Below are 24,298 nucleotides of genomic sequence, written 5' to 3'. Positions count from 1 at the left end.
TCCCGGTGTACCGGACCGCGGCATCGGGTCTATCGTGAGCGCACCGTGTCCGCACGGCTCGCCGCGTCTCGCGGGTGGCGGGCGTCCCGCCCTCGTGGCGGGCGTCCCCGCCGCCGAAGGCGCGCCGCCCGCGCGGGCATCCGCCACGGCGCAGAGGAGACGACCTTGACCACGGTGACCGGACAGCGCACCTTCGACTCCCTGGACCCCGCCACCGGCGCCGTCGTCGGCACCCATCCGATCCAGGACGCCGCCGCGGTGCGCGCCGCCGTGGCCGAGGCGGAGGTCGCCGCCGCCTGGTGGGCGGGGCTGGGCCCGGCCGAGCGCAGGCGGCGGCTGCTCGACTACAAGGCGCTCCTCACCCGGGACCTGTCCAGGATCGCCGACGTGGTCCACGCCGAGACCGGCAAGCCCAGGGGGGACGCCGTCCTGGAGGTCGTGCTGGCCGTCACCCACCTGGACTGGGCCGCCAGGAACGCCCACCGGGTGCTCGGGCGGCGGCGCGTCTCCCCCGGCCTGGTCGGGGCGAACATCGCGGCCACCCTGGAGTACCTGCCGCTGGGCGTGGTCGGGGTGATCGGGCCGTGGAACTACCCGGTGTTCACGCCCATGGGATCGATCGCCTACGCGCTGGCCGCGGGGAACGCGGTGGTGTTCAAGCCGAGCGAGCTGACCCCGGGCGTGGGGGTGCTGCTGTCCGCGCTGTTCGCCGAGGCCGTACCGGAGCACCGGGTCCTGCGGACCGTGACCGGGCTGGGCGAGACCGGTGCGGCGCTGGCCTCCGACCCCGGGGTGAGCAAGATCGCCTTCACCGGCTCGACGGCCACCGCCAAGCGGGTGATGGCCGCCTGCGCGACGAACCTGACGCCGATGGTCGCCGAGTGCGGCGGCAAGGACGCGTTGATCGTGGACGCCGACGCCGACCTGCCCGCCGCGGCGGACGCGGCGCTGTGGGGCGCGCTCTCCAACGCGGGCCAGACCTGCGTCGGGGTGGAGCGGATCTACGTGGTGGACGCGGTCTACGACGCCTTCATGAAGGAGCTCACCGACCGGGCCGGGCGGGTGCGGGCCGGTCGCGACTACGGCCCGATCACCATGCCCGCCCAGATCGACGTCATCCGGCGGCACATCGACGACGCGGTCGCCGGCGGCCGGGCCGTGGTGGGCGGGGCCGGCTCGGTGCGGGCGCCCTTCGTCGACCCGGTGATCGTCGAGGACGTGCCGGAGGACTCCCCCGCGGTCCGCGAGGAGACGTTCGGCCCCACGGTGACGGTGAAGCGGGTCGCCGACGTGGAGGAGGCGCTGGAGAAGACCAACGCCACCGCGTACGGGCTGGCCGGGACCGTCTTCTCGGGGAACGCGCGGCGGGCGGTGGAGCTCGCCCGCCGGATGCGGGGCGGGATGACCGCGATCAACTCGGTCATCTCCTTCGCGTCGATCCCGGCGCTGCCGTTCGGCGGGGTCGGCGACTCGGGGTTCGGCCGGATCCACGGCGCGGACGGGCTACGGGAGTTCGCCCGGCCCAAGGCGGTCTCCCGCCAGAGGTTCGCGCTGCCCGGGATGAACCTCACCTCGTTCACCCGGGGCGAGAAGGAACTTGACCGGCTGATCAGGCTTGTCACCTTCTTGCACGGACGACGTAAACAATAAAGACCACCCCTTCCACAAAAAGGATCTTGCACCCATAATGGTTAATTCTGGGGGCCAGGATCATGAGGTGGAAGTGATAAAGCGAATGTCCGTCAACCTCACACCGACCCGTGGGAGCTTGACATGAACGGACGGTCATATCGAGGAATGTCGCCGGAGGAGCGTCTGGCGGAACGCCGGGAACGCCTGATCGCCGCGGCGTACGTCCTCTATTCCGACCCCGGATTCCCAGAGACCACGATCGAGAGATTGTGCGCGCGGGCGCGCATCTCCAATCGCGCCTTCTATGAATGCTTCTCCGGGCGCGAGGAACTGATGCAGGCCCTGCACGCGCGGTGCATTCAGGAGACCCTGGAGTCGATGTACAAGGCCATCGACCAGGTTCCGGACACCCTGGCCGACCGGGTCGAGGCCGGGGTGACCGAGTACATCCGCTTCGTCACCGAGGACAGGCGCCGGGCGCGGATCCTGCACATGGAGGTACGCCGGGCGGGCGACTGCCTGATCACCTCCCGGCAGCTGGGCGTGGCGGGCTTCGTCGACGCGATCAAGGCGAACGTCGCCGATCTGCCGGAGGCCACCAAGGCCAACCAGCACCTGCTGGCGCTGGGCATGATAGGAGCGGTCCAGGAACTGCTCATCGAGTGGGTCCTGTCCGACGACCCCCCGCCGGTCGAGAGCCTGATCAGCACCGCGACGCACATCTTCCGGCGGTCCTTCGTGACCTGAGGCGGACCGCGCCCCCGGCGATCCGAGGGGACGCGCGACCTACCGGGGCCCGGGCGAGACCGGAACGGGCCCCGGGGACGAGCCGGGACCGGGCGGGAACGCCGGCCAGGCCGATCAGGCCCGGTCAGGCCCGGTCAGGCCATCGCCGCCACCGGGAGCTCCACGGTGAGGACCCGGTTGAGGCGGGTCACCGCCAGTACCCGCATGATCCTCGGGGGCACGCCCCTGAGGATGAGGCGGCGTTCCGCGCTCAGGGCCCGGCGATGCGTGCCCACGAGCACGCCCAGACCGGTGGCGTCGATCATTTCCAGTTCGGAAAGATCCACTATCAGATCACCGTTCCCGGTGTCGACCGCCTCGTGCAGCCGTGGCCGCACTCCGGCGACGGTTCCCGCGTCGAGACGGTTTCCGACATCGACCACCTGGGCCTGGGAATTGCCGGGGACGCGCATGCCTCCTCCTCACGCCTGACCGCGCTGCGGAGGCGGCCGGGCACAGCGGCGGTGCGTCATCCTGACCGACGGATCACGCACCGCATTCGTACGACGTCACGGCATGCAAGAAGGCGCGAACCTCCCCCACCATCACATTCACCCTTCCTACCACCATGATGCTTCCTTGCCCGAAATGCGAAATAAAACGCGGCTCGAAGCGGATTCCTTGACGATCCCTTGACCGGCCGGCCCCGGAACGGCCCTGGAACGGCCCCGGCCGGTCCCGGACAGCCCGGGCGAGGGAACGGGACCTCCTACGGGCGGGGTGGCAGCGCCGGGCGCCCGCGGGACGGCCGGGTGGCCCGGTCGGGCGGGGTCGCGGCCGGGCGCTCGTCCAGCGCGGCCAGCGCGAGCCGTACCGCCTCCTCGATCTGCGGGTCCCGTCCGGCCGCCCAGTCGTCCGGCGCGATGTCGACCTCGACGTCGGGGTCCACCCCGTGGTTCTCCACCCCCCAGCCGAGCCCTTCGAACCAGAAGGAGAACCGGGGGACGGTGATGTGCGAGCCGTCGACCAGCCGGTGGGGGTCCTCGATGCCGATCACGCCGCCCCAGGTCCGGGTGCCCACCACCGGGCCGAGCCCGTGGAGCTTGAAGGCCGCGGTGACGATGTCCCCGTCGGAGCCGGCGCTCTGGTCGGTGACCGCGACCAGCGGGCCGCGCGGCGCGTCCTCGGGGTAGGTGATCGGCGCCATGCCCCTGGGCAGGTCCCAGGCGATGACCCGGCGCAGCAGCTTCTCGACGACCAGCTCCGAGGTGTGACCGCCCCGGTTGGCCCGCAGGTCCACCACCAGGCCCTCGAAGCGCATCTCCCGGCGCATGTCCCGGTGGAACTGCGCCCAGCCCTCGGCGACCATGTCGGGGATGTGCAGGTAGCCCAGGCGCCCGCCCCCGAGCTCCCTGACCCGCGACCGGCACCCGGCCACCCAGTGCTGGTAGCGCAGCCGCCGGTCGTCGCGCAGCGGCGTGACCACCACCCGGCGGCCACCGTCCAGGGTCAGCTCGACGGGCTTGTCCGCCGCCCCCACCAGCAGGCGCGCCGGGCCCTGCGGCGGCACCGGACGGCCGTCGACGGCGAGCAGCGCCTCCCCGGGCCGCACCCCCGCCCCGGGAACGGCCAGCGGCGAGCGGGCGTGCACGTCGGAGGACTCGGGCGGCAGCACCCGGTCCACCCGCCAGCGGCCGTCCTCGCCCCTGGACAGGTCGGCGCCGAGCAGCCCGACCGGTTCGGACGCCGGGTGCCCCCACGGGGCGGCGTAGACGTAGGCGTGCGAGCTGCCCAGCTCCCCCATGACCTCCCAGAGCAGGTCGGCGAAGTCGTCGGCGGTGGCGACGCGGTCCACCAGCGGCCGGTACTCCTCCAGCACGCCGTCCCACTCCACGCCTGCCATGTCCTCGACCCAGAAGTCGGCCCGCATCCTGCGGCCCATCTGGGCGTAGGCGTGCCGCCGCAGGGCCTGCGGGTCGGCGGTGATCCGGATCCTGGACAGGTCGACGGTCGTGTCGTCGCCGTTCTTGCCGCCCGGCTTGCCGTCGGCCGGGCGGACCGTGAGCGTGCCCTTGTCGCTGACGACGAGCTGGGTGCCGTCACCGCTCACCCGGTACCAGTCGAGCTTGTCGACGACCTCGTCGCACGTGCGCTTGAGGAGGTCGTAGCGGTCGAGAGCGGGACGGGGCCGCTCGCCCCCCACCTGGTCGCGGTCCTCGCCGAGCTCCCCGGCCAGCGGCTCGCGCAGCCAGGTGAACCCGCCCTTGACCGCCCGCAGGTCCGAGTAGCGGCCCTCGGGCACCGGCACCTGGACGACCCTGCCCCCGATGCCCTCCAGGTCCACGGTGATCGCGGTCTCCTCCTCCTTGCCCTCGTCCTGCCGGGCGGTGGAGGCGGCCCGGCCCTCGGCGCTGGGCGCGAACGGGGAGGGCGTGGTGGCCGACAGCGGCACCAGGTAGGGCCGGTAGCCGAAGGGGAAGGACATGTCGAAGGAGTGCGCGTCGTAGACCGGGTCGAACCCGCGGCGCGACAGGAACGCCAGGTAGTCCCCGGTGAACGCGGGCGAGACGTCCGTGAAGCGCCCGTCGGTGACGTCGGTCACGGTCCGGTCCGCCACCCGGGCCAGCCTGATCCGGCGCAGCTGGGGGCCGTCCGGGTGCGACCAGGCCAGCCAGGCCGAGTCCGGCGACCAGGCGAGGTCGCGGATCTCGCCGTCCGCCCTCGCCAGCTCCACGACCTCCCCGGAGGCCACGTCGACCAGGGACAGCCGGCCGTCCCTGGAGGTCGCCGCGATCGTGTTCCCGTCGGGCGCGACCGCCAGGTCGCCGACCTCGCCCAACCGGCCCACGGCGATCCTGCGGCCCTCGCCGCCCCCGGCCGGGACGATCTCCAGCCCCTGCGTCCCGCCGTCGTCGGCGACCCAGACCACCCGGTCGTCACCCAGGACGCGGGGCAGCGCCGCCGACAGGCCCGAGCTGAGCTGGCGGGCCGGGCCGTCCCGGTGGGTGAGCCAGTGCACGCTCCCCTGGACCTCCACCGCGCTGGCCCGCCCGGTCGCGTCCACCGCGAGGTCGTGCAGCCGCCGGGAGACGTTGACCCGGTAGGGCCGCGGCCCGGACAGCGGGGAGCCGAGCGTGACGTCGAGCCTGCGGGCCTCGGCGTCGAGGCCGTCCAGCAGGTACAGGTCACCGGCGCTCTGGTAGACGATCCTGGTCCCGTCGGTGGCCGGGTGGCGGACGTAGAAGGTCTCGTGGTCGGTGTGACGGCGCAGGCCGCCGCCGTCCGGCTCGCAGGAGTAGAGGTTCCCGACGCCCTCGTGGTCGGAGAGGAAGACCAGCCGCCCGCCGACGAGCATCGGGGAGGCGAGGTGACCGTTCAGCCCGGTCAGGATCCGGGTGAAGTCCCCCTCCCCCCGCCGCACCCACAGGCGGCCCGCCGTGCCGCCCCGGTAGCGCTTCCAGACCGCCGGGTCGCGCGACAGCCCCCCGGTCAGCAGCGCCACCGTGGCCGCGGCGCTCCCCGCGCCGTCCCCCTCTGTGTCGTCCCCCGCGCCGGGACCGCCGGCGTCCCGGGCGATCGACAGGTCGTTGACCGGGCCGTACGGCAGCCGCTCGGCGACTCCCCGCTCATCGAGGCGGTGGGCCCACACGTGCGACGCGAAGGCGCCGCCGGTCGCGCTGATCGCGAGGATCCCGCCGTCCGCGGTCCAGCCCCGGGTGCGCGTCCGCGCGTCCCCCCAGTAGGTCAGCCGCTCGGACGCCCCCGACCCCAGATCGGCCAGGTAGACCTCGGGAGCCCCGTCCCGCACACCGGTCCAGGCGATCCGGTCGCCGCCGGGCGAGAGGTAGGGGTGGCTCACCGGGGCCCGGTCCGAGGAGAACCGCCAGGCCCGGCCCCCCTCCACCGGGGCCGTCCAGACGTCGTCGTCGGCGACGAACGTCAGCGTGTCACGGGAGAGGTGGGGGAATCGCAGGTAGAAACCAGAAACCATCGGTGAATCATATTGTCCGGGTTGAAATTAAACAGCGCGATTCCCGGCCGATACGCTGAAACGATGACGCGAGCTGACAGAGACAACCCGGTGGTGCTCTCCAAGATCTACACCCGTACCGGGGACGACGGCACGACCGCGCTCGGTGACATGAGCCGTACCCGCAAGACCGACCCGCGCCTGGCCGCCTACGCGGACGTGGAGGAGGCCAACGCGGCGATCGGCGTGGCCCTGTCCGCGGGCTCCCTGGCCGAGGATGTCACCGCCGTCCTGGTCCGGGTCCAGAACGAGCTGTTCGACGTCGGGGCCGACCTGTGCTCCCCGGTCGTGGAGAACCCCGAGTTCCCGCCGCTGCGCGTCGAGCCCTCCTACGTCGAGTGGCTGGAGGCGCGCTGCGACGAGTTCAACGAGCGCCTCACGCCGCTGCGCAGCTTCATCCTGCCCGGTGGCCCCCCGGCGGTGGCCGCGCTGCACGTGGCCAGGACCGTGGTCCGGCGGGCCGAGCGGGCCGTCTGGTCGGCGCTGGAGGCTCACGACGACGTCAACCCGCTGACCGCCACGTACCTCAACCGGCTCAGCGACCTGATGTTCATTCTCTGCCGCGTGGCGGCCGGGGGCGAGGAGATCCTCTGGAAGCCCGGCGGAACCCGCTGAGGGCGATCCTGGGGCCCGCCACGGCCCGTTCCGGCCCGTCCTGGCCGGAGGGGGCCGCTCAGGCCACGTCGAGGTAGGCGCTGGGCGGGGCGGACTCCAGCCAGGCGACGAAACCCGTCAGGGCCCGGTACCCCATGGCGAGCTCGTAGGCGCTGTCCCCGCTGCGGCACTCGATCGCGGTCACGCCCTCGATGAACCCGTAGAACTCCCCGGGCCCGACCTTGCGACGCCCGGAAACGACAAGGCCGCGCCTCACGATGACGTGGCGCGGCCTTGGCAGCAGACCTATGAGCGGGATCCAGTTCAGGTGCCCGTCGGCGTAGCGGGCCACACCGACCCGCCACCCTCGCTCCCTGGACAGGGAGCGGAGACAACACAGCACCGATCCTCGCGAGCGGGTCAGGACGAGCACCCGTAGTGCCAGCAGGGCGACGAGGGCGACGAGCAACCCCACCACGATGAGTACGTCCGCTATCACCATGTCTGCTCGCCCCCAAGAACCCGTACCGCTAAGAAGCAGAATTTATCCGACTTCTTCCCCGGCCGCGCGCAACCTGGCCCTGGCGCGCTTGGCTCCGGCGGTCGCGTCCTCGCCGTCCTGGCCCGACTCGACCGAGGACTGAGCCCGCTCCAGCGCGCTCTTGGCCCGGGCGACGTCGACCTCGGAGCCGAGCTCGGCCAGCTCCGCCAGGATCGACACCTCGTCGTCGGCCACCGAGAGGAAGCCTCCGTGGACGGCGGCGACCAGATCCGACTCGCCGTCGCCCCGCTTGACCCTCAGCAGGCCGCCCTCGACGAGAACGCCGATCACGGGCGCGTGTCTGGGCATGATACCGATCTCGCCGTCGACGGTCTTGGCGATGACCATGTCGGCCTCGCCGGACCAGATCTCCCGTTCCGGCGAGACGACGCCTACTCGCAGCTTCGCCACGTTCTCTCCAGTTCCTTATCGAACCAGGCGCCGGTGCGGCCGAGGCCGCACCGGCGCCGAAGGCGACTAGCGGGCGAGTTCCTTGGCCTTGGCGACGGCCTGGTCGATGCCGCCGACCATGAAGAACGCCTGCTCGGGCAGGTGGTCGTACTCACCGGCGCACAGACCCTTGAACGAGGCGATGGTCTCGTCCAGCGGCACGTTCTCCCCGGGCTGGCCGGTGAACGCCTCGGCGGCGTACATCGGGTGCGACAGGAAGCGCTCGATGCGGCGGGCCCGGTTGACCGTGACCTTGTCCTCCTCGGAGAGCTCGTCGATACCGAGGATCGCGATGATGTCCTGCAGTTCCTTGTACTTCTGCAGGATCCGCTTGGTCTCCTGGGCCACGCGGTAGTGCTCCTCGCCGACGATCAGCGGGTCGAGGATCCGCGAGGTGGAGTCGAGCGGGTCCACCGCGGGGTAGATGCCCTTCTCCGAGATCGGCCGCGAGAGCACGGTCTGCGCGTCGAGGTGCGCGAACGCGTTGTGCGGGGCCGGGTCGGTGATGTCGTCCGCGGGGACGTAGATCGCCTGCATCGAGGTGATCGAGTGACCGCGGGTCGAGGTGATGCGCTCCTGGAGAACACCCATCTCGTCGGCCAGGGTCGGCTGGTAACCCACCGCGGACGGCATGCGGCCGAGCAGGGTGGAGACCTCGGAGCCGGCCTGGGTGAACCGGAAGATGTTGTCGATGAACAGCAGCACGTCCTGCTTCTGCACGTCGCGGAAGTACTCCGCCATCGTGAGCGCGGAGAGCGCGACCCGCAGGCGGGTGCCCGGGGGCTCGTCCATCTGGCCGAAGACCAGGGCGGTGTCCTTGAGGACGTCCGCCTCCTCCATCTCCAGCCACAGGTCGTTGCCCTCACGGGTGCGCTCGCCGACGCCGGCGAACACCGAGGTGCCACCGAAGTTGCGGGCGACCCGGCGGATCATCTCCTGGATCAGGACGGTCTTGCCCACGCCCGCGCCGCCGAACAGGCCGATCTTGCCGCCCTGCACGTACGGGGTGAGCAGGTCGATGACCTTGATGCCGGTGGTCAGCATCTCGGTCCGCGACTCGAGGGTGTCGAAGGAGGGCGAGGGGCGGTGGATGCCCCAGCGCTCGGTGATCTGGAGCGAGGAGGTCTCGACGTCCAGGGACTCGCCCAGGGTGCTCCACACGTGGCCCTTGACGACGTCGCCGACGGGGACCGAGATGGCCGCGCCGGTGTCGGTCACCGGGGCGCCACGGGTGAGGCCGTCGGTGGGCTGCATGGAGATGGCCCGGACGAGGTTGTCACCCAGGTGCTGGGCGACCTCGAGGGTCAGAAGACGGGTCTGCCCCTGAAGGGAGACCTCCACGGTGAGGGCGTTGTAGATCTCGGGCATCGCCTCGACGGGGAACTCCACGTCGACGACGGGACCGGTGACCCGCGCGACGCGTCCCACGCCGGTCTCAACAGTCTGTGCGGTCATTTCACTCTTTCCCCGCTGCGGCGTCAGCCAGCGCGTTCGCGCCACCGACGATCTCGCTGATTTCCTGGGTGATCTCGGCCTGGCGGGCCTGGTTCATCTGCTGGGTGAACACGCGGATGAGCTCGTTGGCGTTGTCCGTCGCCGACTTCATGGCCCGGCGGCGGGCGGCGTGCTCGGAGGCCGCCGACTGGAGCAGCGCGCTGAAGATGCGCGACTCCACGTACCTCGGCAGCAGCGAGTCCAGCACGTCGCCGGCGGTGGGCTCGAACTCGAAGTACGGCAGGGGCGTGTCGGACCTCTCCGTGGTCTCCTCGACCTCCAGGGGAAGGATCCGCTTGACCACGACCTCCTGCGTCAGCATCGAGACGAACTCGGTGGAGACGATGTGGATCTCGTCCGCGCCGTCCTCCGCCGAGAACGTCTGGATCAGCGTCTCGGCGATCTGCTTGGCGTCGGCGTAGGAGGGGTTGTCGGAGAACCCGTCCCAGTGCCCGCCCATCTCGCGGCCACGGAAGGTGTGCCACGTGATGCCCTTGCGGCCCACCACGAACGGCACGGGCGTGACGCCCCTGCCCCTGAGCAGGTTGCCCAGGGCCTCGGCCTCGCGCAGGATGTTGGCGTTGAAACCGCCGGCGAACCCGCGGTCGCTGGTGACGATGAGCACCGCGGCCGTGGTGGCCTGCTCCTTCGCCTGCGTCAGCGGGTGGTCGACGCTGGAGGTGTTGCTGACGACGCCCGTGACGGCGCGGGTGATCTCCCGCTCGTACGGCACGGCCGCCTGCATCCGCTGCTGCGCCTTGATGATGCGCGACGAGGCGATGAGCTCCTGGGCACGCGTGATCTTCGCCGTGGACCTGACCGACTTGATCCGCCTGCGCAGCAGTCTTAGCTGGGCACCCATCGGCTACTTCTTCTCGCCCGTGCGGACCTGCTTGGTGATCTTCTCCTGGCCGACCTCTCGCTCGCCGAGCGCGGCGACCGGCTCGTCGTTGACCAGGTGCTCGCCCGAGGAGGTCTCGAAGCCCTTCTTGAACTCGGTGATGGCGTCCTTGAGGGCCGTCACCGTGTCGTCGGACAGCTCCCGGGTCTCGCGGATGCCGTCGAAGATGCCCTTGTTCTCGCGGCCCAGGTGGTCCAGGAACTCCGCCTCGAAGCGGCGGATGTCCTCGACCGGGACGTCGTCGAGCTCGCCGGTGGTGCCGGCCCAGACCGAGACGACCTGCTTCTCCACCGGGAACGGGCTGTACTGGGCCTGCTTGAGCAGCTCGACCAGACGCTGGCCGCGCTCCAGCTGGGCGCGGGAGGCCGCGTCCAGGTCGGAGGCGAAGGAGGCGAAGGCCTCCAGGTCACGGAACTGCGACAGCGAGAGCCGGAGCGTACCGGCGACCTTGCGCATGGCCTTGACCTGCGCGGAGCCGCCGACCCGGGAGACGGAGACACCGACGTTGATCGCCGGGCGCACACCCGCGTTGAACAGGTCGGTCTCCAGGAAGCACTGGCCGTCGGTGATGGAGATGACGTTGGTGGGGATGAACGCCGAGACGTCGTTGCCCTTGGTCTCGATGATCGGCAGACCGGTCATCGAGCCGCCGCCCATGTCCTTCGACAGCTTCGCGCAGCGCTCCAGCAGGCGGGAGTGTAGGTAGAAGACGTCGCCGGGGAAGGCCTCACGGCCCGGCGGGCGGCGCAGCAGCAGGGAGACGGCGCGGTAGGCGTCGGCCTGCTTGGTCAGGTCGTCGAAGACGATGAGGACGTGCTTGCCCTGGTACATCCAGTGCTGGCCGATGGCCGAACCGGTGTAGGGGGCGAGGTACTTGTAGCCGGCCGGGTCGGAGGCCGGGGCGGCGATGATGGTGGTGTACTCCATGGCGCCCGCCGCCTCGAGGCGGCCCCTGACCTGGGCGATCGTGGAGCCCTTCTGGCCGATGGCGACGTAGACGCACAGGACCTGCTTGTCCGGGTCGCCGGAGAGCCAGTTCTCCCGCTGGTTGAGGATGGTGTCCACGGCCACGGCGGTCTTGCCCGTGCCACGGTCACCGATGATCAGCTGGCGCTGGCCGCGGCCGATCGGCGTCATGGCGTCGATCGCCTTGAGGCCGGTCTGCAGCGGCTCCTTCACCGGCTGGCGCTGGACCACCGAGGGGGCCTGCAGTTCGAGGGCGCGCATGCCCTCGGCCTCGATGGGACCCTTGCCGTCCATGGGCACGCCCAGCGGGTCGACGACCCTGCCGAGGAAGCCGTCGCCGACCGGCACGGACAGGACCTCGCCCGTCCGGCGGACCGACTGGCCCTCCTCGATCTTGCTGAAGTCGCCCAGGACGACGACGCCGATCTCCCTGACGTCCAGGTTCAGCGCCAGGCCACGCGTGCCGTCCTCGAACTCGAGCAGCTCGTTCGCCATCGCCGAGGGAAGGCCGGAGACATGGGCGATGCCGTCGCCGCAGTCGACGACGGTCCCGATCTCCTCGCGCGCGGCACCTTCCGGCTCGTACGCCTGGACGAAGCGCTCAAGTGCGTCCCGGATCTCGTCCGGTCGGATCGTAAGCTCCGCCATCTCTCTTCAGTCTCCCTATTCGCCTAGCCGGCCAACCGGCGGCGGACTTCTTCGATTCGTCCCGCGATGGTGGTGTCGATGAGGTCGTCCCCGATGTGCACCGAGAACCCTCCGAGCACTCGCGGATCCACCTCGACGTTCAGATGAACGTCGCGGCCGTACGAGGCGCGCAGCCAGGTGGCCAGCCGCCTCTTCTGTTCCTCCGAGAGCACGACGGCGCTGCGCACCACCGCGACGAGACGCTGCCGCTGGGCGGCGACCAGCCTGCCGAACTCCTCCAGCCCGACGTCCAGGCTACGTCCTCGCGGATGCAGCACGATCTGGTTCACCAGGCGGAGGGTGGTGGGGGCCACCTTGCCGGCCAGCAGGGAGCCGATCAGCTCCCGCTTGGCCCCCTCGGGCGCGGCCGGCGCGGTCAGGGAGCGGTGCAGTTCCAGGTCCGAGGCGGCGATGCGCCCGAACCGGAACAGCTCGTCCTCGACCTCGTCGAGCCTGCCCTGGGCCTCGGCCTCGGCCGAGGCCGCCACGACTCCGAGACGCTCCAGGGAGTCGGCCAGGTCGGCCGAGCGGGTCCACCGCGCGGACACGGCCGCGACGACCGTCTCCAGCGCGGCTTCGCTGATCTTGCCTTCCAGCAGCACCCGCACGATCTGCGTCTTCTGCGCCGCGGGGCGCGCGGGGTCGGAGAGGCTGCGGCGGAGTCCGTGCTCACGGTCGAACAGGTCGGCGACCGAGAACAGCTCCTCGGCCAGCGTGCCGAGGTCGGCGCTTCCCGCGACCGCGTTGAAGCGCTCCTCGACCTCGGCCAGCGAGGCCCTGCTCAGACCCCTCATCAGCGAACCGCCGCGCTGCTGCTGCTCGACTCGAGCTCCTCGAGGAACCGGTCGACGGTACGGCGCTGACGCGCCTCGTCCTCCAGCGACTCCCCGACGATGCGGCCGGCCAGGTCGATCGAGAGACGGCCGAGCTCGGCGCGGAGCTGGGCGAACGCCTGCTGACGGTCGGCCTCGATCTGCAGGTGCGCGGCCTCGATCAGGCGGCGGGCCTCGGCCTGGGCCTCCTCGCGGAGTTCGGCCTTGATCTGCGCGCCCTGCTCGCGGGCCTCCTCACGAAGCCGCGAGGCCTCGTGACGGGCTTCGGCGAGCTGTTCCTTGTACTGCTTGAGCAGCGCCTGGGCCTCGGCCTGAGCGTCCTCGGCTCGCTTGATGCCGCCTTCGATCGCGTCGGTCCGCTCGGCCAGGGTCTTCTGGATGCGCGGGGTGAGGATCCGACCGACGACGAAGAGGACGACGAAGAAGGCGAAGCCGCCGACGACAAGCTCGTAGGTGTGCGGGATGAGGGGATTCTGCCCCTCCTCCGCTGCCAGGAGCGAAGCTGCCTGAATCATTTGTGCAGCCTTCCGTCAGAGGTTTTCTGCGTTTAGCGACCGAACATGAACGGCGCGACGAGGCCGATGAGGGCCAGCGCCTCGGTGAGGACGAAGCCGAGCAGCATGTTCTGGCGGATCAGGCCGTAGGCCTCGGGCTGGCGGGCGATGGCCTGCACACCCTGACCGAAGATGATGCCGACGCCGATGCCGGGGCCGATCGCGGCGAGGCCGTAACCGATGGAACCGAGGGAGCCGGTGACCTCAGCGAGGATTCCCATGAGTGTGTTTCCTTTACAGGTCGGCCGGTGAAGGGTCACCGGTCTGGATATTCGAGGGAGGTCTGTGCGTCTAGTGGTCGGCGTGGAGCGAGTTGCCGATGTACATCGCGGCGAGCATCGCGAACAGGAACGCCTGCAGGAACTGGATGAACATCTCGAAGCCCGTCATCGCGATCGTCATGATCACGCCGATCACGCCGAGCGGGGCCCCCAGCGGGGTGAGCTTCTCGAAGAGGAACCAGAAGCCGACGAGGCTGAAGAAGGCCAGGATGATGTGACCGGCGAACATGTTGGCGAACAGTCGCACCGCGTGCGTGAAGGGCGCGATGATCAGGTTGGACAGGAACTCGATCGGGGCCAGCAGCACGTAGATCGGCTTGGGCAGCCCCGGCGGGAACATCATGTTCTTGAAGTAGCCGATGGCGCCCTGGTGCTTGATACCAAGGTAGATCTTGAGGAAGTAGACGCTCAGCGCCAGCACGACCGGGAAGGCGATGTGCGAGGCGACCGGGAACTGCAGGCCCGGGATGACGCCCATCAGGTTCCACACCCAGACCATGAAGAACATGCTGAGCAGCAGGCCCATCCACCGGTCGGCGTCCTTGCCGAGGAACGGCCGGGCGACCTGGTCGCGGACGAACATGTAGCCCATCTCGCCGACGTTCTGCACGCCCCGCGGCACCAGCTTCGGGCTGCCGAAGGCCGACCAGCAGAAGCCGATGACGAGGACCGTGCTCAGCAGGGCCAGCAGCACCGGCTTCGTGAACCAGGAGACACCGGCGATGATCGGGGCGGCGTCGAAGAGTTCGAGTCCCGGAGGCGTGAACTCGTCCCCGGGAGCGAGGAGCGTCAGCGTGCTCACGCGGCGTTCCCTTCAGCGTGGTAGTTGATCGAAATGGCTTCGTCAGCGAAGCGACCGCCGCCGAAGGCTAGCGACCGTACTTCCGGTAGACCAGGTAGACGGCTAGAGCGACCCCGAGGATCAGCCCGATCGGAGTGAAGGCGACCACGCCTGTCCACTCGGACAGCAACCAGCCCGCACCGCCGTAAAGGATCATCCCGGAGAGGAGATAGCTGGGGATCGACCATGCGGCGCTGGCGAAGTCGCGGCCGTCGTCTTCGGGCCGGATTTTCTTTTCGCTCATCGCGGGCATGACGATAGCAGCCGTGGTGAGGACTAGTCATATCGGGTGGGAGCTGAGGCGCCAGCGAGATCATACGCCTCATCGCGGCCCGCCCTGACCCGGAACGGGGGCCTCCGGGTCGACGTACAGCATCTTGAGCTTCATGAAGCCGCGCATCTCGCCCACCGTCCAGGCGATCGTGCAGACGATGACGGCCCAGCCGAACGCCTTCGGCTCGAACGCGGTGGCGTCCTCGAACGTCTTGAGCAGCGCCATCACGATGATGATCTTCACCGCGTACGTCAGCACCGCGGCGGTCATCATCATCATCGGCGAGACGCGGCCGGCGTAGGAGACCGCGACGATGCCGAGGGCGAAGAAGACGCAGACGACGAGCGCCCCGATCGCGGCGCCGAGCGCCCCCTGGAACCCGGCCAGGAGGGCCGCGACGCCGATCACGACCAGACCCACGAGCACCGTGGGCACCACGGCTCCCTTGAGGAGACGCATGTCGTTGGCCTGCATCGACACTCCCGGTGACTGTTATCAAGCGAGCGATTGCTACCTCGCAGGTCCGGCGCCGCCGGCGACCTGCTAGTGAAAGCTATCACAAGCTCAGGGAAGAGCGCCTTTACCTGCCGTTTCAAGTGAACGATCAAGAGGCGGGCGGAGCCGCCTCACAGGGGCGTCTCAGGGTTTGAGAAGCCCTGGCGGGGAGCGGTGAGTGACAGGTCGGGCAGCACGCCCAGCGGCGCGGTGTCGTCGCCCGCGACCGAGCGCGGACCCGGCGGCCGCGACGGGTAGGGGTGGGGGCGCGCCGGGACCGGCGGCGGCGCCGGCGTCTCCGGGCGGGCGTGCCGTCCCGGGCCGTCGGCGGGCGGGAGCGGCCCGTCGGAGGGCAGGACCGTGAGCGGACCCCGGCCACCGGCCCCGCCCTCCCCGCCGGTGTCGCGGCGGGCGCGCAGGCGCGGCAGGGCCATCATCACCAGGACGCCCACCGCGAGCAGCACGATCACCGGGAACACGATCACCGGGACACCCTCGATGGACAGGCCCACGACCGAGAAGGCGAACAGGAAGGTCCACGCGTACATGATCAGGACGCTGCGCCGGTGCGAGTGGCCGAAGTCCAGCAGGCGGTGGTGGAGGTGACCGCGGTCGGGCGCGAACGGCGACAGGCCGTTGGAGGTGCGCCTGACCACCGCCATGATCAGGTCCAGCAGCGGGAGCACCAGGATCGCGACCGGCACCAGCACGGGCAGGATCACCGGGAACTTGTTGATGTCGGTGGAGTCGAGCTGGGTGATGGTGATCATGGTGGAGGCGAGCACCAGGCCGATCAGCATCGCCCCGGTGTCCCCCATGAAGATCTTCGCCGGGTGGAAGTTGTGCGGCAGGAAGCCCAGGCAGACGCCGATGAGCACCGAGGCGATGAGCGCCGTGACGTTGATGCTGGTGGCGCCGAACTCCTTCGACAGCTGCACCGAGTAGGTCCAGGTGGCCATGGCGGCGATACCGATGATCCCCGCGGCCAGCCCGTCCAGCCCGTCGACGAAGTTCACCGCGTTGATGGTGACGACCACGATCAGGATCGTGATGATCGGGCTCAGCATGGAGTCCAGGACGATGATCCCGCCCATCGAGGTGGGGAACGGCAGCCACGGCAGGGTGACCCCGAAGGCGACCAGCACCCCGGCCGCGCCGATCTGCCCGGCGAGCTTGACCAGGGCGTCCATTCCCAGCCAGTCGTCCAGGAAGCCGGTCAGCGTGATCAGCCCCCCCGCGGCGATCAGCGCGATCGCCGTGTTGCCCTGGCCCACGGCCGCCAGGTTGCCCCCGGAGTAGGGCAGCTCGGTGGCGATCAGCAGGCCGGCGACGAGGCCGCCGTACATCGCGAGACCCCCGAGCCGGGGTGTCGGCGTGGTGTGCACGTCACGATCGCGGACCTCGGGCATCGCGCCGATGCGGATGGCGAAGGCGCGCACCAGCGGGACCAGAAGGTACGTCACCGCCGCGGCGACCAATGCCATGAGTAGGTATTCGCGCACAGGACCAGTTTCGCGGATAGTCCGGCCCGCTGTGACCGGAAAACGACACAGAACAGCTCATAGTTCGCTGGGATATATGCGGTGGGCGCTCGTCAGTGCGGCGACGCGCTCCCGGATCTCGCCCACCGCGTCCGGGCTCCGGACGACCTGCGCCACCATCGAGGCCACCTCCTTCATCTCCTCGACGCCCATCCCCTGCGTGGTGACGCAGGGGGTGCCGACCCGGATCCCGGAGGTCACGGTGGGCGGCTCCGGATCGTAGGGGATCGCGTTGCGGTTGAGGGTGATCCCTGCGGCCTGGCAGCGCTCCTCGGCCGTCGCGCCGGAGATCCCGGCGTCGCGCAGGTCGATCAGCGCCAGGTGGCTGTCCGTTCCCCCGGAGACCGGCCGCATGCCCTCGGCGGCCAGCGCGTCGGCCAGCACCCGGGCGTTCGCCACCACCTGCCGCGCGTACCGGGCGAACTCCGGCCGCAATGCCTCGCCGAACGCCACCGCCTTGGCCGCCACCGCGTTCATCAGCGGGCCGCCCTGCACGAACGGGAAGACCGCGCGGTCGATCCTGGGCCCCAGCTCCTCCGTGCACATGATCCCGCCGCCCCTCGGGCCGCGCAGCGCCTTGTGGGTGGTGAAGGTCACCACGTCCGCGTACGGCACGGCCGAGGGCAGGGCGCCACCGGCCATCAGGCCCACGGTGTGCGCGACGTCGGCGAGCAGCCAGGCGCCCACCTCGTCGGCGATCCCCCGGAACGCGGCGAAGTCGATCTCCCGGGGGTAGGCCGTGGCGCCGCATATGATCATCTTGGGCCGGTGGCGCAGCGCCAGCTCCCTGACCTCGTCGTAGTCGATCAGCTCGGTGTCCCGGCGCACGCCGTAGGCCACCACGTCGAACCACCGGCCGGAGAAGTTGACCTTGGACCCGTGGGTGAGGTGGCCCCCGTGCGAGAGCTCCATCGCCAGCGCGGTGTCCCCCGGCCGGAGCAGGGCCGCGTAGGCCGCCAGGTTCGCCGAGGCTCCGGAGTGCGGCTGCACGTTCACGTGCTCGGCGCCGAACAACCGCCTGGCCCGGTCGATCGCGAGCCGCTCGGCCCGGTCGACGACCTCGCACCCGGCGTAGTAGCGCCTGCCGGGGTAGCCCTCGGCGTACTTGTTGGTGAGCGTCGAGCCGAGCGCGGCGAGCACCGCGGGCGAGGTGAAGTTCTCGCTGGCGATCAGCTGGAGGCCCCCGCGGAGCCGGTCGAGCTCGTCGAGGAGCACCTGCGCGATCTCCGGGTCCTCCCGCTGCAGGAGGCCGAAATCCGGCCCGTAGTACGGCTCCGTGCCCATGACTCACATCCCGCATCCCGAAGATGACGACTCCCCCACTGTAAGCCCGGTCACCTCGGATGTCCCAGGTCAGGGGCGCATTGTCCGGGGAAGGCGTGTCGCCGCGCGGTGTGGTGCGGGTGCGTCCGACGGGGATCGGGAGGCGCGGCGGGCACGGGCCTCGAGTCCGCGGCGGGGCGCGGCGCGGGTGCGTCCCGCGTCTACGAGAACGCGTGCGGGGCCCCGGCCCCGGCCGGGATCCACCTCGGCGTGTCGGCCGCCTGGTCGCTGATCGAGGTCAGGATCGCCTGCCGGTACAGCCCCAGGCGGGTACGCCACTCCGTCATGTCCTCGACGTAGCGGCCCGAGACCGGCGCGTCCCAGACGTCCCTGCTCCTGGCGAGCCGGTACGCCTTGTCCAGGCTGGCGGCCAGCCTGTCGAGCTCGGGCAGCACCTGCCTCCACATCATGACCAGCCGCTGGTAGTCGGGGTTGAACTCCCACGACGTGGTGGTGTCCGAGGACGGCAGCCCGCCCCCGGACGAGACCGGCGGGGTCTCCCCCGGCTGCATCGGCTGCGGTGCGGGTGGATCCACGAACATCACAGGCTCCTCACCGTCGCTGACACGCTCCCCGCGCCCTGCTCACCGCTCGTCATCGCCCGCCTCCCGGGGGCGGGACGGGCCGTACCGGATCCGTGGGATCCACGTCGCCCGCCGGGCCGTCGGGCCCCACGTCCATGGGGGCCCAGGCGCCCTCGCCCCAGGTCTCCCCGTCCGGCACCTGGACACCGGGCATCTCCAGGGGCTCGATCCCGCGGGCGTTGTCGGCGAGCGTCCTGAGCGCGTCCGGATCCACCCGGCCCGCCTCCGCCGAGACCACGTCACTACCGTCATCGGCCCACCGGGACGCCGACCCCTCACCCCGCGACTCGGGCGCCTCGCCGGAGAGCGGATCTCCGACGGAGGGCGTCTGACCGCCCGTCTGCGGCGCCTGGGCTGGCTGCGGGGGCGCCTCTCCCGTGGTCCCCGCCTGACGGACGGCGGCCTCACCGGAGGCCGTACCGGCCGTCTGCACGGCCGCCTCACCGGAGACCGTGCCCGCCGGACGGGGCGCCTCGGCGGGGGCCGTACCGGTGGAGCCGGAGGCGGCCTCGCCGCCCGTGCCCGGGGGCTGGACGGTCTGGTCGGTGGCCGGGCCCGCCGTGTCGAGGACGGGATGGTCGGGCCTGGCGGAGTCGAGCGGGGCGTGCGGCTCGACCCAGCCGGGCTGCCCCGCCGTCGCGGAGACGCTCTCGGCGGCGGGCGTGCCCAGCGGCGGTATGTCCTCGATGTTCTTGAGCAGTTCGTCGACCTCGGCCGCCGTGGGCGAGTCCAGCGGGATCTGCAGCACCTTCACCCCGTCGACCTCCACGACCTTCGGCCCGGAATCGCCTCTCTGGTCGATGTCGTCGGGGTGGTCCTTGGCGGGGCCGTCGAGGATCGGGCCACCGGAGGTGCCGCCCTCCTGTCTGGGTGAGCGCTCGTCGCCCTTGGTCCCGGGGGCGTCCTTGGCGTCGGGGTCTTTCGACGGCGCGGTCCCGGTGGAGTCCTCCCCCCGGGGCGTCCGCTCGTTCACGTCGGCGGTCTCCGGCCGCGCGTCGTCGGCCCTGGGCGCCTCGGGCACGAGGTCCTGACGGGGCGCCTCGGGGACCTGCGGGGCCGGGGCGGAGTCCTGCCGGGGCGCCTCGGGGGCCTGCGGGGCGGGCGCGGAGTCCTGCCGGGGCGCGGGAGGCGTGGAATCCTGTGGCGGGGCCTCGGGCGCCGGTGCCTGGGGCGCGGCGTCCCGCTCGGGGGCCTGCGGGGGCGGGACGGTGTCGGTACGGGGGGCCTCGCGGGGTGCCGTGTCGACGGGCTGCCGTCCGTTCTCCCCGCCCTCGCCCGGTCCGGGAACGGCGGGCTTCAGGTCCTCGACCCTGGGCGTCTGCGGCCGGGCGTCGTCGGCCCGGGGCGTCTCCGGAGCGGGCGCCGAGTCCTGCCGGGGCGCCTCGGGGGCCTGCGGGGCCTGTGGGGCCTGCGGGGTCGGAGCGGAGTCCTGCCGGGGCGGCGGGGGCGCGGAATCGCGCTCCGGAGCCTGCGGGGCCTGCGGGGCCGGGACCGTGTCGCGCTCGGGGGGCTGCGGGGCGGGAACCGTGTCGCGCTCGGGGGCCTTGGGGGCGGGCGTCGTGTCGCGCTCGGGGGCCTGCTGACGGGAGTCCTCGCCGCGCGGGGCCTCGGGGCCGGAGTCGGGCCGGACGGTCTCGCGGGGCGTGGGATCGGCGGGCTTGATCGTCTCCTTGGGCGTCGTGTCCCCGCCTCGCGGGGAGGTCTCGTCGCCCTTCGATCCGGTCTCCGGCTTGCGGTCGTCCGTGCCCTGCGGCTCCGGCTTCCGCTCGGGGCCCTGCGCCTCGGGTCTCCGGTCTCCCGTCCCCTGTTCCGGCGTCTTGTGTTCCGGCGTCCTCCGGTCGTCCGCCCCCGGCTCCGACGGCTTCTCCGAGCCACCGCGCGGGGAGGTCTCGTCGGCCTTCGAGCCGGTCTGGGGCTTGGCCTCCTCCGCCCCGGACCTGGGCTCGCCGCCCTTCGCGTCCCGGGGGGAGTCGGAGCCGGTGCCGGACTCGGGGCGGCCCTTGGGGTCGTCGCTCCGCGTGTTCCCGGCCGACTGGTCGCCGACGCGCGGCCCGTCCCCGGACTCCTTGGGCGTCCGCGTCCCGTCGTCCCTGCCGGAGGTCTCCGTCTTGGAGGTCCCCGGCGCGGAGGCGTCCCCCTTGGGGGTGCCGGTCCCGTCGCCCTCTGCCTCTCCCTGGGAGTCCGTCCCGGGCTTCGCGGCGTCCTTCTGGGACCCGGCCTCGGCCTTGGCGTCCCCGGCCTTCGGCTCGGTGGACGGCGCCGCGGTGTTCTGGCTGATCCTCTTCTCCAGCAGCGCCACGCGGGCGGAGACGTCGCGGACCATCACGTCGCACGCCTCGGCGATCTGCACGGGCCTGTGGGCCGACTGCGAGGACAGCCCCGCCCCGCTCATCAACCGGGTCACCCTGCCCTCGGCGTCGCGCATCTGCTCGGCCGCCTGCTTCACCTCGGACAGCAGATCGCGGACCAGCTTGGGGTCCATTCCTTCGAACTTGCCCATGCACGTCTCCCGGAAGTGTCGGCCCATTTCAAGGTACCGGGGAGACCGCCTCGCGTCACGATGATAATCAGACGGCATGGATCACGGCATATGGCCCGTGCGCTGGTCAGCCGGTGGGCTCCGGACCGGCGTCCGTCGCCACGTAGCCGATCACGCCGCGCAGCCTCTCCACCGGGAGCGCACCGCGGCGCAGCAGCCTGGGAACCGCCGTGGTCAGGTCGAGGATCGTCGAGGGGACGTCGCTGTCGCACCGCCCGGCGTCGAGGTACACCGAGACCGACTCGCCGAGCTGCTTCTCCGCGTCGTCGGCGTCGACGGCCGGGGGCGCGCCGGAGCGGTTGGCGCTGGAGACGGCCAGCGGGCCGGTCTCCTTGAGCAGGTCGATGGCGACCGGGTGCTGCGGCATCCGGACGGCGACGGTGCCCTTGGCGTCGCCGAGGTCCCACGACAGCGACCGGTTCACCCGGCAGATCAGCGTGAGCGGGCCCGGCCAGAAGGCGTCGACGAGATCCTGGCCGTACGGGCCGAGGTTCTCCACCAGGGCGTTCGCGGCGCGAACCGTGCCGACCAGCACGGGCACCGGCATGTCGCGGCCGCGGCCCTTGGCCTCCAGCAGCGCGGAGACCGCGGCGGGCGTGAAGGCGTCGGCGCCGATGCCGTAGACGGTGTCGGTCGGCAGCACCACGAGCTCGCCGCGGCGCAGCGCGGACGCGGCCTCGGTCAGGCCCGCGGCTCGCTGCTCGGTGTCGGTGCAGTCATAACGTCGGCTCACGGCGTGCATCCTATTCCTGGCCGAATCGAGCGGTCACGAAGCGGTCCCTGCGGGTCAGGTCCTGGCGGCTGCGCACGTCGCGCCAGCCGTTCTCCTCGGAGAAGATCAGATAGACCGGGGTGCCCTGCTGGTCGGCGTGTTCCACGGCGACGAACCCGCCGGGACGCAGCAGCCTTCTCGCGGTCCTCTCGACCGCCCTGACCTCGTCGAGGCCGTCGCGGCCCGACCCGTACAGCGCGCGGCGCGGATCGTAGTCGCGGACCTCGGGGTCGCGGGGGACCGCGCCGGGCGGGATGTAGGGCGGGTTGGAGACCACCAGGTCGACCTGGCCGTTCAGCTCGTCCAGGGCGTCGGTGAGGTCCTCGGGGTGCAGGTGGACGCGGCCCTGGCCGTGCTCGATGATGTTGCGCTTGGCCCAGCCGTAGGCGTCGGGATCGACCTCGACCGCGTGCACGGTGGCCAGCGCGACCTCCTGGGCGATGGACAGCGCGATGGCGCCCGACCCGGTGCCGAGGTCGACGACCACGGGCGAGGCGACGTCCATCTCGCGCAGCCGGTCGATGGCCCAGCCCGCCATGACCTCGGTCTCCGGGCGCGGCACGAACACGCCGGGCCCGACCTCCAGGGACAGGTAGCGGAAGTAGGCCCGTCCGGTGATGTGCTGCAACGGCTCGCGCGACTCCCTGCGGGCGACCCCCTCCCAGAACAGGGCGTCGAAGTCGGAGTCCTTGACGGTGTGCAGCTCGCTGCGCCGTACGCCGTGCACACACGCGGCGATCTCCTCGGCGTCGGTGCGCGGCGACGGCACACCTGCCTCGGCGAGCCGGGCGGTGGCGAGGGCGATCTCGTCCAGCAGAAAGGTCATGGGCGCGTTCTATGAATGGGCGGCGAGCTTCTCCGCCATCTCGGCGTCGAGCAGGGACTGGATGACGGCCGTGAGGTCTCCGTCGAGCACCTGGTCGAGGTTGTAGGCCTTGAAGCCGACACGGTGGTCGGAGATCCGGTTCTCGGGGTAGTTGTAGGTGCGGATGCGCTCGGATCGGTCGACCGTGCGGATCTGGGACTTGCGCTCGGCCATGGCGGCGGCGTTGGCCTCCTCCTCGGCGATGGCCTGCAGGCGGGCCCGCAGGATGCGCATGGCCGACTCCTTGTTCTGGAGCTGGCTCTTCTCGTTCTGGCAGGAGGCGACGACGCCGGTCGGGACGTGCGTGATCCGCACGGCCGAGTCGGTGGTGTTGACGCTCTGCCCGCCCGGGCCGCTGGAGCGGTAGACGTCGATGCGCAGGTCGTTCGGGTCGATCTGGACGTCGACGTCCTCGACCTCGGGGTAGACGAGCACGCCCGCGGCGCTGGTGTGGATGCGCCCCTGCGACTCGGTGACCGGCACCCGCTGGACGCGGTGCACGCCGCCCTCGAACTTCAGCCGCGACCAGACGCCCTCGTCGCCCCTGGCCTTCAGGGCGATCGTGACGTCCTTGTAGCCGCCGAGGTCGGAATGGGTGGCGTCGATCAGCTCGGTCTTCCAGCCGACCCGCTCGGCGTAGCGCAGGTACATCCGCAGCAGGTCCCCGGCGAACAGGGCCGACTCCTCGCCGCCCTCGCCCGCCTTGATCTCCATGATGATGTCCTTGTCATCGTTGGGATCGCGGGGCACGAGCAGGTGGCGGAGCCGCTCCTCCAGCTCGGGGATCCGGGCCTCGAGCTCCTTGGCCTCCTGGGCGAACGCCTCGTCCTCGGCTCCCAGCTCCTTCGCCGTGCCGAGGTCGGACCGCACGCCCTCCAGCTCCCGGTAGGCGCCGATGATCGGGGTCAGCTCGGCGTAGCGCCGGCCGAAGGTACGCGCCTGCTTCTGGTCGGCGTGCACGGAGGGGTCGGCGAGCTTGAGTTCCAGCTCGGCGTACTCACTGAGCAGCTCGTCGAGATTCACCGTGCGTCCTTCCTTGAAAGCCCTTTTGTGCCTGCCTCATCACCACGAACGCCGACCCGGGCCCCCATGCGGGGGCCGTCGGGCCGGCGTCGGGATGAGTGCTACTGGCCCGAGGGCTTCTTGCCGAAGCGCTTCTCGAAGCGCGCCACCCGGCCGCCGGTGTCCAGGATCTTCTGCTTGCCCGTGTAGAACGGGTGGCAGGCGGAGCACACGTCGGCGTGGATCACGCCGTTCTTGGCCGTGCTACGGGTGGTGAAGGAGTTACCGCAGGTACACGTCACCTGGGTGGCGTTGTACTCCGGGTGGATGTCGGGCTTCATGTCGTCTTTCCTCTCCAAAACGCGGTCGCCGG

General features: G+C 71.2%; 24 protein-coding genes. 3 read left to right on the top strand and 21 right to left on the bottom strand.

The annotated features are described in order from the left end of the window. Positions 1-174 precede the first annotated feature (174 nt). On the top strand, positions 175-1,650 hold the full coding sequence (locus tag ACZ6RT_RS12930) for an aldehyde dehydrogenase family protein (protein ID WP_470153606.1): 1,476 nt from the start codon (positions 175-177) through the stop codon (positions 1,648-1,650). Positions 1,651-1,773: 123 nt separating this feature from the next. After that, positions 1,774-2,379: a TetR/AcrR family transcriptional regulator gene (locus ACZ6RT_RS12925; protein WP_470153530.1), complete on the top strand. Its 606-nt coding sequence runs from the start codon at positions 1,774-1,776 to the stop codon at positions 2,377-2,379. A gap of 134 nt (positions 2,380-2,513) precedes the next feature. On the opposite strand, the gene ACZ6RT_RS12920 is transcribed toward ACZ6RT_RS12925, so the two are convergent. Together ACZ6RT_RS12920 and ACZ6RT_RS12915 are read right to left on the bottom strand one after the other, a co-directional pair. Beyond that, positions 2,514-2,831 carry an STAS domain-containing protein gene (locus ACZ6RT_RS12920; protein ID WP_399187468.1) on the bottom strand — a complete coding sequence of 106 codons (318 nt, stop codon included), beginning with the start codon at positions 2,829-2,831 and terminating at the stop codon, positions 2,514-2,516. A 296-nt stretch (positions 2,832-3,127) separates the two neighbouring features. Beyond that, positions 3,128-6,349 (bottom strand): S41 family peptidase, encoded by a 3,222-nt coding sequence (locus ACZ6RT_RS12915; protein WP_470153528.1) that lies wholly within the window; start codon positions 6,347-6,349, stop codon positions 3,128-3,130. Between the two features lie 63 nt (positions 6,350-6,412). On the opposite strand from ACZ6RT_RS12915, the gene ACZ6RT_RS12910 reads away from it, so the two are divergent. Next, a complete protein-coding gene (locus ACZ6RT_RS12910; protein WP_399187472.1) occupies positions 6,413-7,003 on the top strand; it encodes a cob(I)yrinic acid a,c-diamide adenosyltransferase in 591 nt (196 codons plus the stop codon). A 58-nt stretch (positions 7,004-7,061) separates the two neighbouring features. Here the strand turns inward: ACZ6RT_RS12910 and ACZ6RT_RS12905 are convergent, their stop codons facing one another. The 19 genes from ACZ6RT_RS12905 to rpmE all read right to left on the bottom strand — a co-directional run bounded on the left by ACZ6RT_RS12905 (position 7,062) and on the right by rpmE (position 24,266). Continuing rightward, complete coding sequence (locus ACZ6RT_RS12905) at positions 7,062-7,484, bottom strand: DUF2550 domain-containing protein (RefSeq protein WP_399187474.1); 423 nt, start codon at positions 7,482-7,484, stop codon at positions 7,062-7,064. Positions 7,485-7,526: 42 nt separating this feature from the next. After that, complete coding sequence (locus ACZ6RT_RS12900) at positions 7,527-7,934, bottom strand: F0F1 ATP synthase subunit epsilon (RefSeq protein WP_470153525.1); 408 nt, start codon at positions 7,932-7,934, stop codon at positions 7,527-7,529. 66 nt (positions 7,935-8,000) lie between these two features. After that, positions 8,001-9,428 carry a F0F1 ATP synthase subunit beta gene (gene atpD / locus ACZ6RT_RS12895; RefSeq protein WP_399187478.1) on the bottom strand — a complete coding sequence of 476 codons (1,428 nt, stop codon included), beginning with the start codon at positions 9,426-9,428 and terminating at the stop codon, positions 8,001-8,003. A 1-nt stretch (position 9,429) separates the two neighbouring features. Beyond that, complete coding sequence (locus tag ACZ6RT_RS12890) at positions 9,430-10,329, bottom strand: F0F1 ATP synthase subunit gamma (RefSeq protein ID WP_470153523.1); 900 nt, start codon at positions 10,327-10,329, stop codon at positions 9,430-9,432. A gap of 3 nt (positions 10,330-10,332) precedes the next feature. Continuing rightward, complete coding sequence (gene atpA / locus ACZ6RT_RS12885; RefSeq protein WP_399187482.1) at positions 10,333-11,982, bottom strand: F0F1 ATP synthase subunit alpha; 1,650 nt, start codon at positions 11,980-11,982, stop codon at positions 10,333-10,335. Positions 11,983-12,005: 23 nt separating this feature from the next. After that, a complete protein-coding gene (locus ACZ6RT_RS12880) occupies positions 12,006-12,815 on the bottom strand; it encodes a F0F1 ATP synthase subunit delta (RefSeq protein ID WP_399187484.1) in 810 nt (269 codons plus the stop codon). Beyond that, positions 12,815-13,369, bottom strand: coding sequence for a F0F1 ATP synthase subunit B (locus ACZ6RT_RS12875; protein WP_399187486.1), 555 nt, complete (start codon positions 13,367-13,369; stop codon positions 12,815-12,817). Before ACZ6RT_RS12875 ends, ACZ6RT_RS12880 begins: the two co-directional genes overlap by 1 nt. Before the next feature lie 32 nt (positions 13,370-13,401). Beyond that, positions 13,402-13,629 carry an ATP synthase F0 subunit C gene (gene atpE, locus ACZ6RT_RS12870; protein WP_068921643.1) on the bottom strand — a complete coding sequence of 76 codons (228 nt, stop codon included), beginning with the start codon at positions 13,627-13,629 and terminating at the stop codon, positions 13,402-13,404. Between the two features lie 70 nt (positions 13,630-13,699). Continuing rightward, a complete protein-coding gene (gene atpB / locus ACZ6RT_RS12865) occupies positions 13,700-14,491 on the bottom strand; it encodes a F0F1 ATP synthase subunit A (RefSeq protein WP_399187488.1) in 792 nt (263 codons plus the stop codon). A gap of 67 nt (positions 14,492-14,558) precedes the next feature. Continuing rightward, the gene (locus ACZ6RT_RS12860) at positions 14,559-14,774 is read right to left on the bottom strand and encodes an AtpZ/AtpI family protein (protein ID WP_344888631.1); all 216 of its coding nucleotides are present in this window, start codon (positions 14,772-14,774) and stop codon (positions 14,559-14,561) included. Positions 14,775-14,852: 78 nt separating this feature from the next. Beyond that, positions 14,853-15,278: a hypothetical protein gene (locus tag ACZ6RT_RS12855; protein ID WP_399187490.1), complete on the bottom strand. Its 426-nt coding sequence runs from the start codon at positions 15,276-15,278 to the stop codon at positions 14,853-14,855. 152 nt (positions 15,279-15,430) lie between these two features. Beyond that, on the bottom strand, positions 15,431-16,801 hold the full coding sequence (locus ACZ6RT_RS12850) for a glycosyltransferase family 4 protein (RefSeq protein WP_399187492.1): 1,371 nt from the start codon (positions 16,799-16,801) through the stop codon (positions 15,431-15,433). Between the two features lie 57 nt (positions 16,802-16,858). Continuing rightward, positions 16,859-18,124: a serine hydroxymethyltransferase gene (locus ACZ6RT_RS12845; RefSeq protein ID WP_399187494.1), complete on the bottom strand. Its 1,266-nt coding sequence runs from the start codon at positions 18,122-18,124 to the stop codon at positions 16,859-16,861. Positions 18,125-18,324: 200 nt separating this feature from the next. Beyond that, positions 18,325-18,705: a hypothetical protein gene (locus tag ACZ6RT_RS12840; RefSeq protein ID WP_344888643.1), complete on the bottom strand. Its 381-nt coding sequence runs from the start codon at positions 18,703-18,705 to the stop codon at positions 18,325-18,327. A gap of 52 nt (positions 18,706-18,757) precedes the next feature. After that, a complete protein-coding gene (locus ACZ6RT_RS12835) occupies positions 18,758-21,247 on the bottom strand; it encodes a DNA polymerase III subunit gamma/tau domain-containing protein (RefSeq protein WP_470153519.1) in 2,490 nt (829 codons plus the stop codon). Positions 21,248-21,353: 106 nt separating this feature from the next. Next, the gene (locus ACZ6RT_RS12830) at positions 21,354-22,019 is read right to left on the bottom strand and encodes an L-threonylcarbamoyladenylate synthase (RefSeq protein WP_399187498.1); all 666 of its coding nucleotides are present in this window, start codon (positions 22,017-22,019) and stop codon (positions 21,354-21,356) included. A 10-nt stretch (positions 22,020-22,029) separates the two neighbouring features. Next, positions 22,030-22,884 carry a peptide chain release factor N(5)-glutamine methyltransferase gene (prmC, locus tag ACZ6RT_RS12825; protein ID WP_470153517.1) on the bottom strand — a complete coding sequence of 285 codons (855 nt, stop codon included), beginning with the start codon at positions 22,882-22,884 and terminating at the stop codon, positions 22,030-22,032. Positions 22,885-22,893: 9 nt separating this feature from the next. Further along, on the bottom strand, positions 22,894-23,946 hold the full coding sequence (prfA, locus tag ACZ6RT_RS12820; protein ID WP_399187502.1) for a peptide chain release factor 1: 1,053 nt from the start codon (positions 23,944-23,946) through the stop codon (positions 22,894-22,896). 101 nt (positions 23,947-24,047) lie between these two features. Then, positions 24,048-24,266, bottom strand: coding sequence for a 50S ribosomal protein L31 (gene rpmE / locus ACZ6RT_RS12815; RefSeq protein WP_399187504.1), 219 nt, complete (start codon positions 24,264-24,266; stop codon positions 24,048-24,050). Between the last annotated feature and the right edge of the window lie 32 nt (positions 24,267-24,298).

The sequence above is a fragment of the Streptosporangium sp. NPDC050148 genome, from assembly GCF_055586505.1.
This window is presented reverse-complemented; position numbering and strand designations above follow the sequence as displayed.

What these genes read in the sequence shown, in the direction of transcription:
- ACZ6RT_RS12925 (WP_470153530.1), top strand. Translation starts at nt 1,774, where the DNA reads ATGAACGGACGGTCATATCGAGGAATGTCGCCGGAGGAGCGTCTGGCG.
- ACZ6RT_RS12920 (WP_399187468.1), bottom strand. Translation starts at nt 2,831, where the DNA reads ATGCGCGTCCCCGGCAATTCCCAGGCCCAGGTGGTCGATGTCGGAAAC.
- ACZ6RT_RS12915 (WP_470153528.1), bottom strand. Translation starts at nt 6,349, where the DNA reads ATGGTTTCTGGTTTCTACCTGCGATTCCCCCACCTCTCCCGTGACACG.
- ACZ6RT_RS12910 (WP_399187472.1), top strand. Translation starts at nt 6,413, where the DNA reads ATGACGCGAGCTGACAGAGACAACCCGGTGGTGCTCTCCAAGATCTAC.
- ACZ6RT_RS12905 (WP_399187474.1), bottom strand. Translation starts at nt 7,484, where the DNA reads ATGGTGATAGCGGACGTACTCATCGTGGTGGGGTTGCTCGTCGCCCTC.
- atpD (WP_399187478.1), bottom strand. Translation starts at nt 9,428, where the DNA reads ATGACCGCACAGACTGTTGAGACCGGCGTGGGACGCGTCGCGCGGGTC.
- ACZ6RT_RS12890 (WP_470153523.1), bottom strand. Translation starts at nt 10,329, where the DNA reads ATGGGTGCCCAGCTAAGACTGCTGCGCAGGCGGATCAAGTCGGTCAGG.
- atpA (WP_399187482.1), bottom strand. Translation starts at nt 11,982, where the DNA reads ATGGCGGAGCTTACGATCCGACCGGACGAGATCCGGGACGCACTTGAG.
- ACZ6RT_RS12880 (WP_399187484.1), bottom strand. Translation starts at nt 12,815, where the DNA reads ATGAGGGGTCTGAGCAGGGCCTCGCTGGCCGAGGTCGAGGAGCGCTTC.
- ACZ6RT_RS12875 (WP_399187486.1), bottom strand. Translation starts at nt 13,369, where the DNA reads ATGATTCAGGCAGCTTCGCTCCTGGCAGCGGAGGAGGGGCAGAATCCC.
- atpE (WP_068921643.1), bottom strand. Translation starts at nt 13,629, where the DNA reads ATGGGAATCCTCGCTGAGGTCACCGGCTCCCTCGGTTCCATCGGTTAC.
- ACZ6RT_RS12860 (WP_344888631.1), bottom strand. Translation starts at nt 14,774, where the DNA reads ATGAGCGAAAAGAAAATCCGGCCCGAAGACGACGGCCGCGACTTCGCC.
- ACZ6RT_RS12855 (WP_399187490.1), bottom strand. Translation starts at nt 15,278, where the DNA reads ATGCAGGCCAACGACATGCGTCTCCTCAAGGGAGCCGTGGTGCCCACG.
- ACZ6RT_RS12845 (WP_399187494.1), bottom strand. Translation starts at nt 18,124, where the DNA reads ATGGGCACGGAGCCGTACTACGGGCCGGATTTCGGCCTCCTGCAGCGG.
- ACZ6RT_RS12840 (WP_344888643.1), bottom strand. Translation starts at nt 18,705, where the DNA reads ATGTTCGTGGATCCACCCGCACCGCAGCCGATGCAGCCGGGGGAGACC.
- ACZ6RT_RS12835 (WP_470153519.1), bottom strand. Translation starts at nt 21,247, where the DNA reads ATGGGCAAGTTCGAAGGAATGGACCCCAAGCTGGTCCGCGATCTGCTG.
- prmC (WP_470153517.1), bottom strand. Translation starts at nt 22,884, where the DNA reads ATGACCTTTCTGCTGGACGAGATCGCCCTCGCCACCGCCCGGCTCGCC.
- rpmE (WP_399187504.1), bottom strand. Translation starts at nt 24,266, where the DNA reads ATGAAGCCCGACATCCACCCGGAGTACAACGCCACCCAGGTGACGTGT.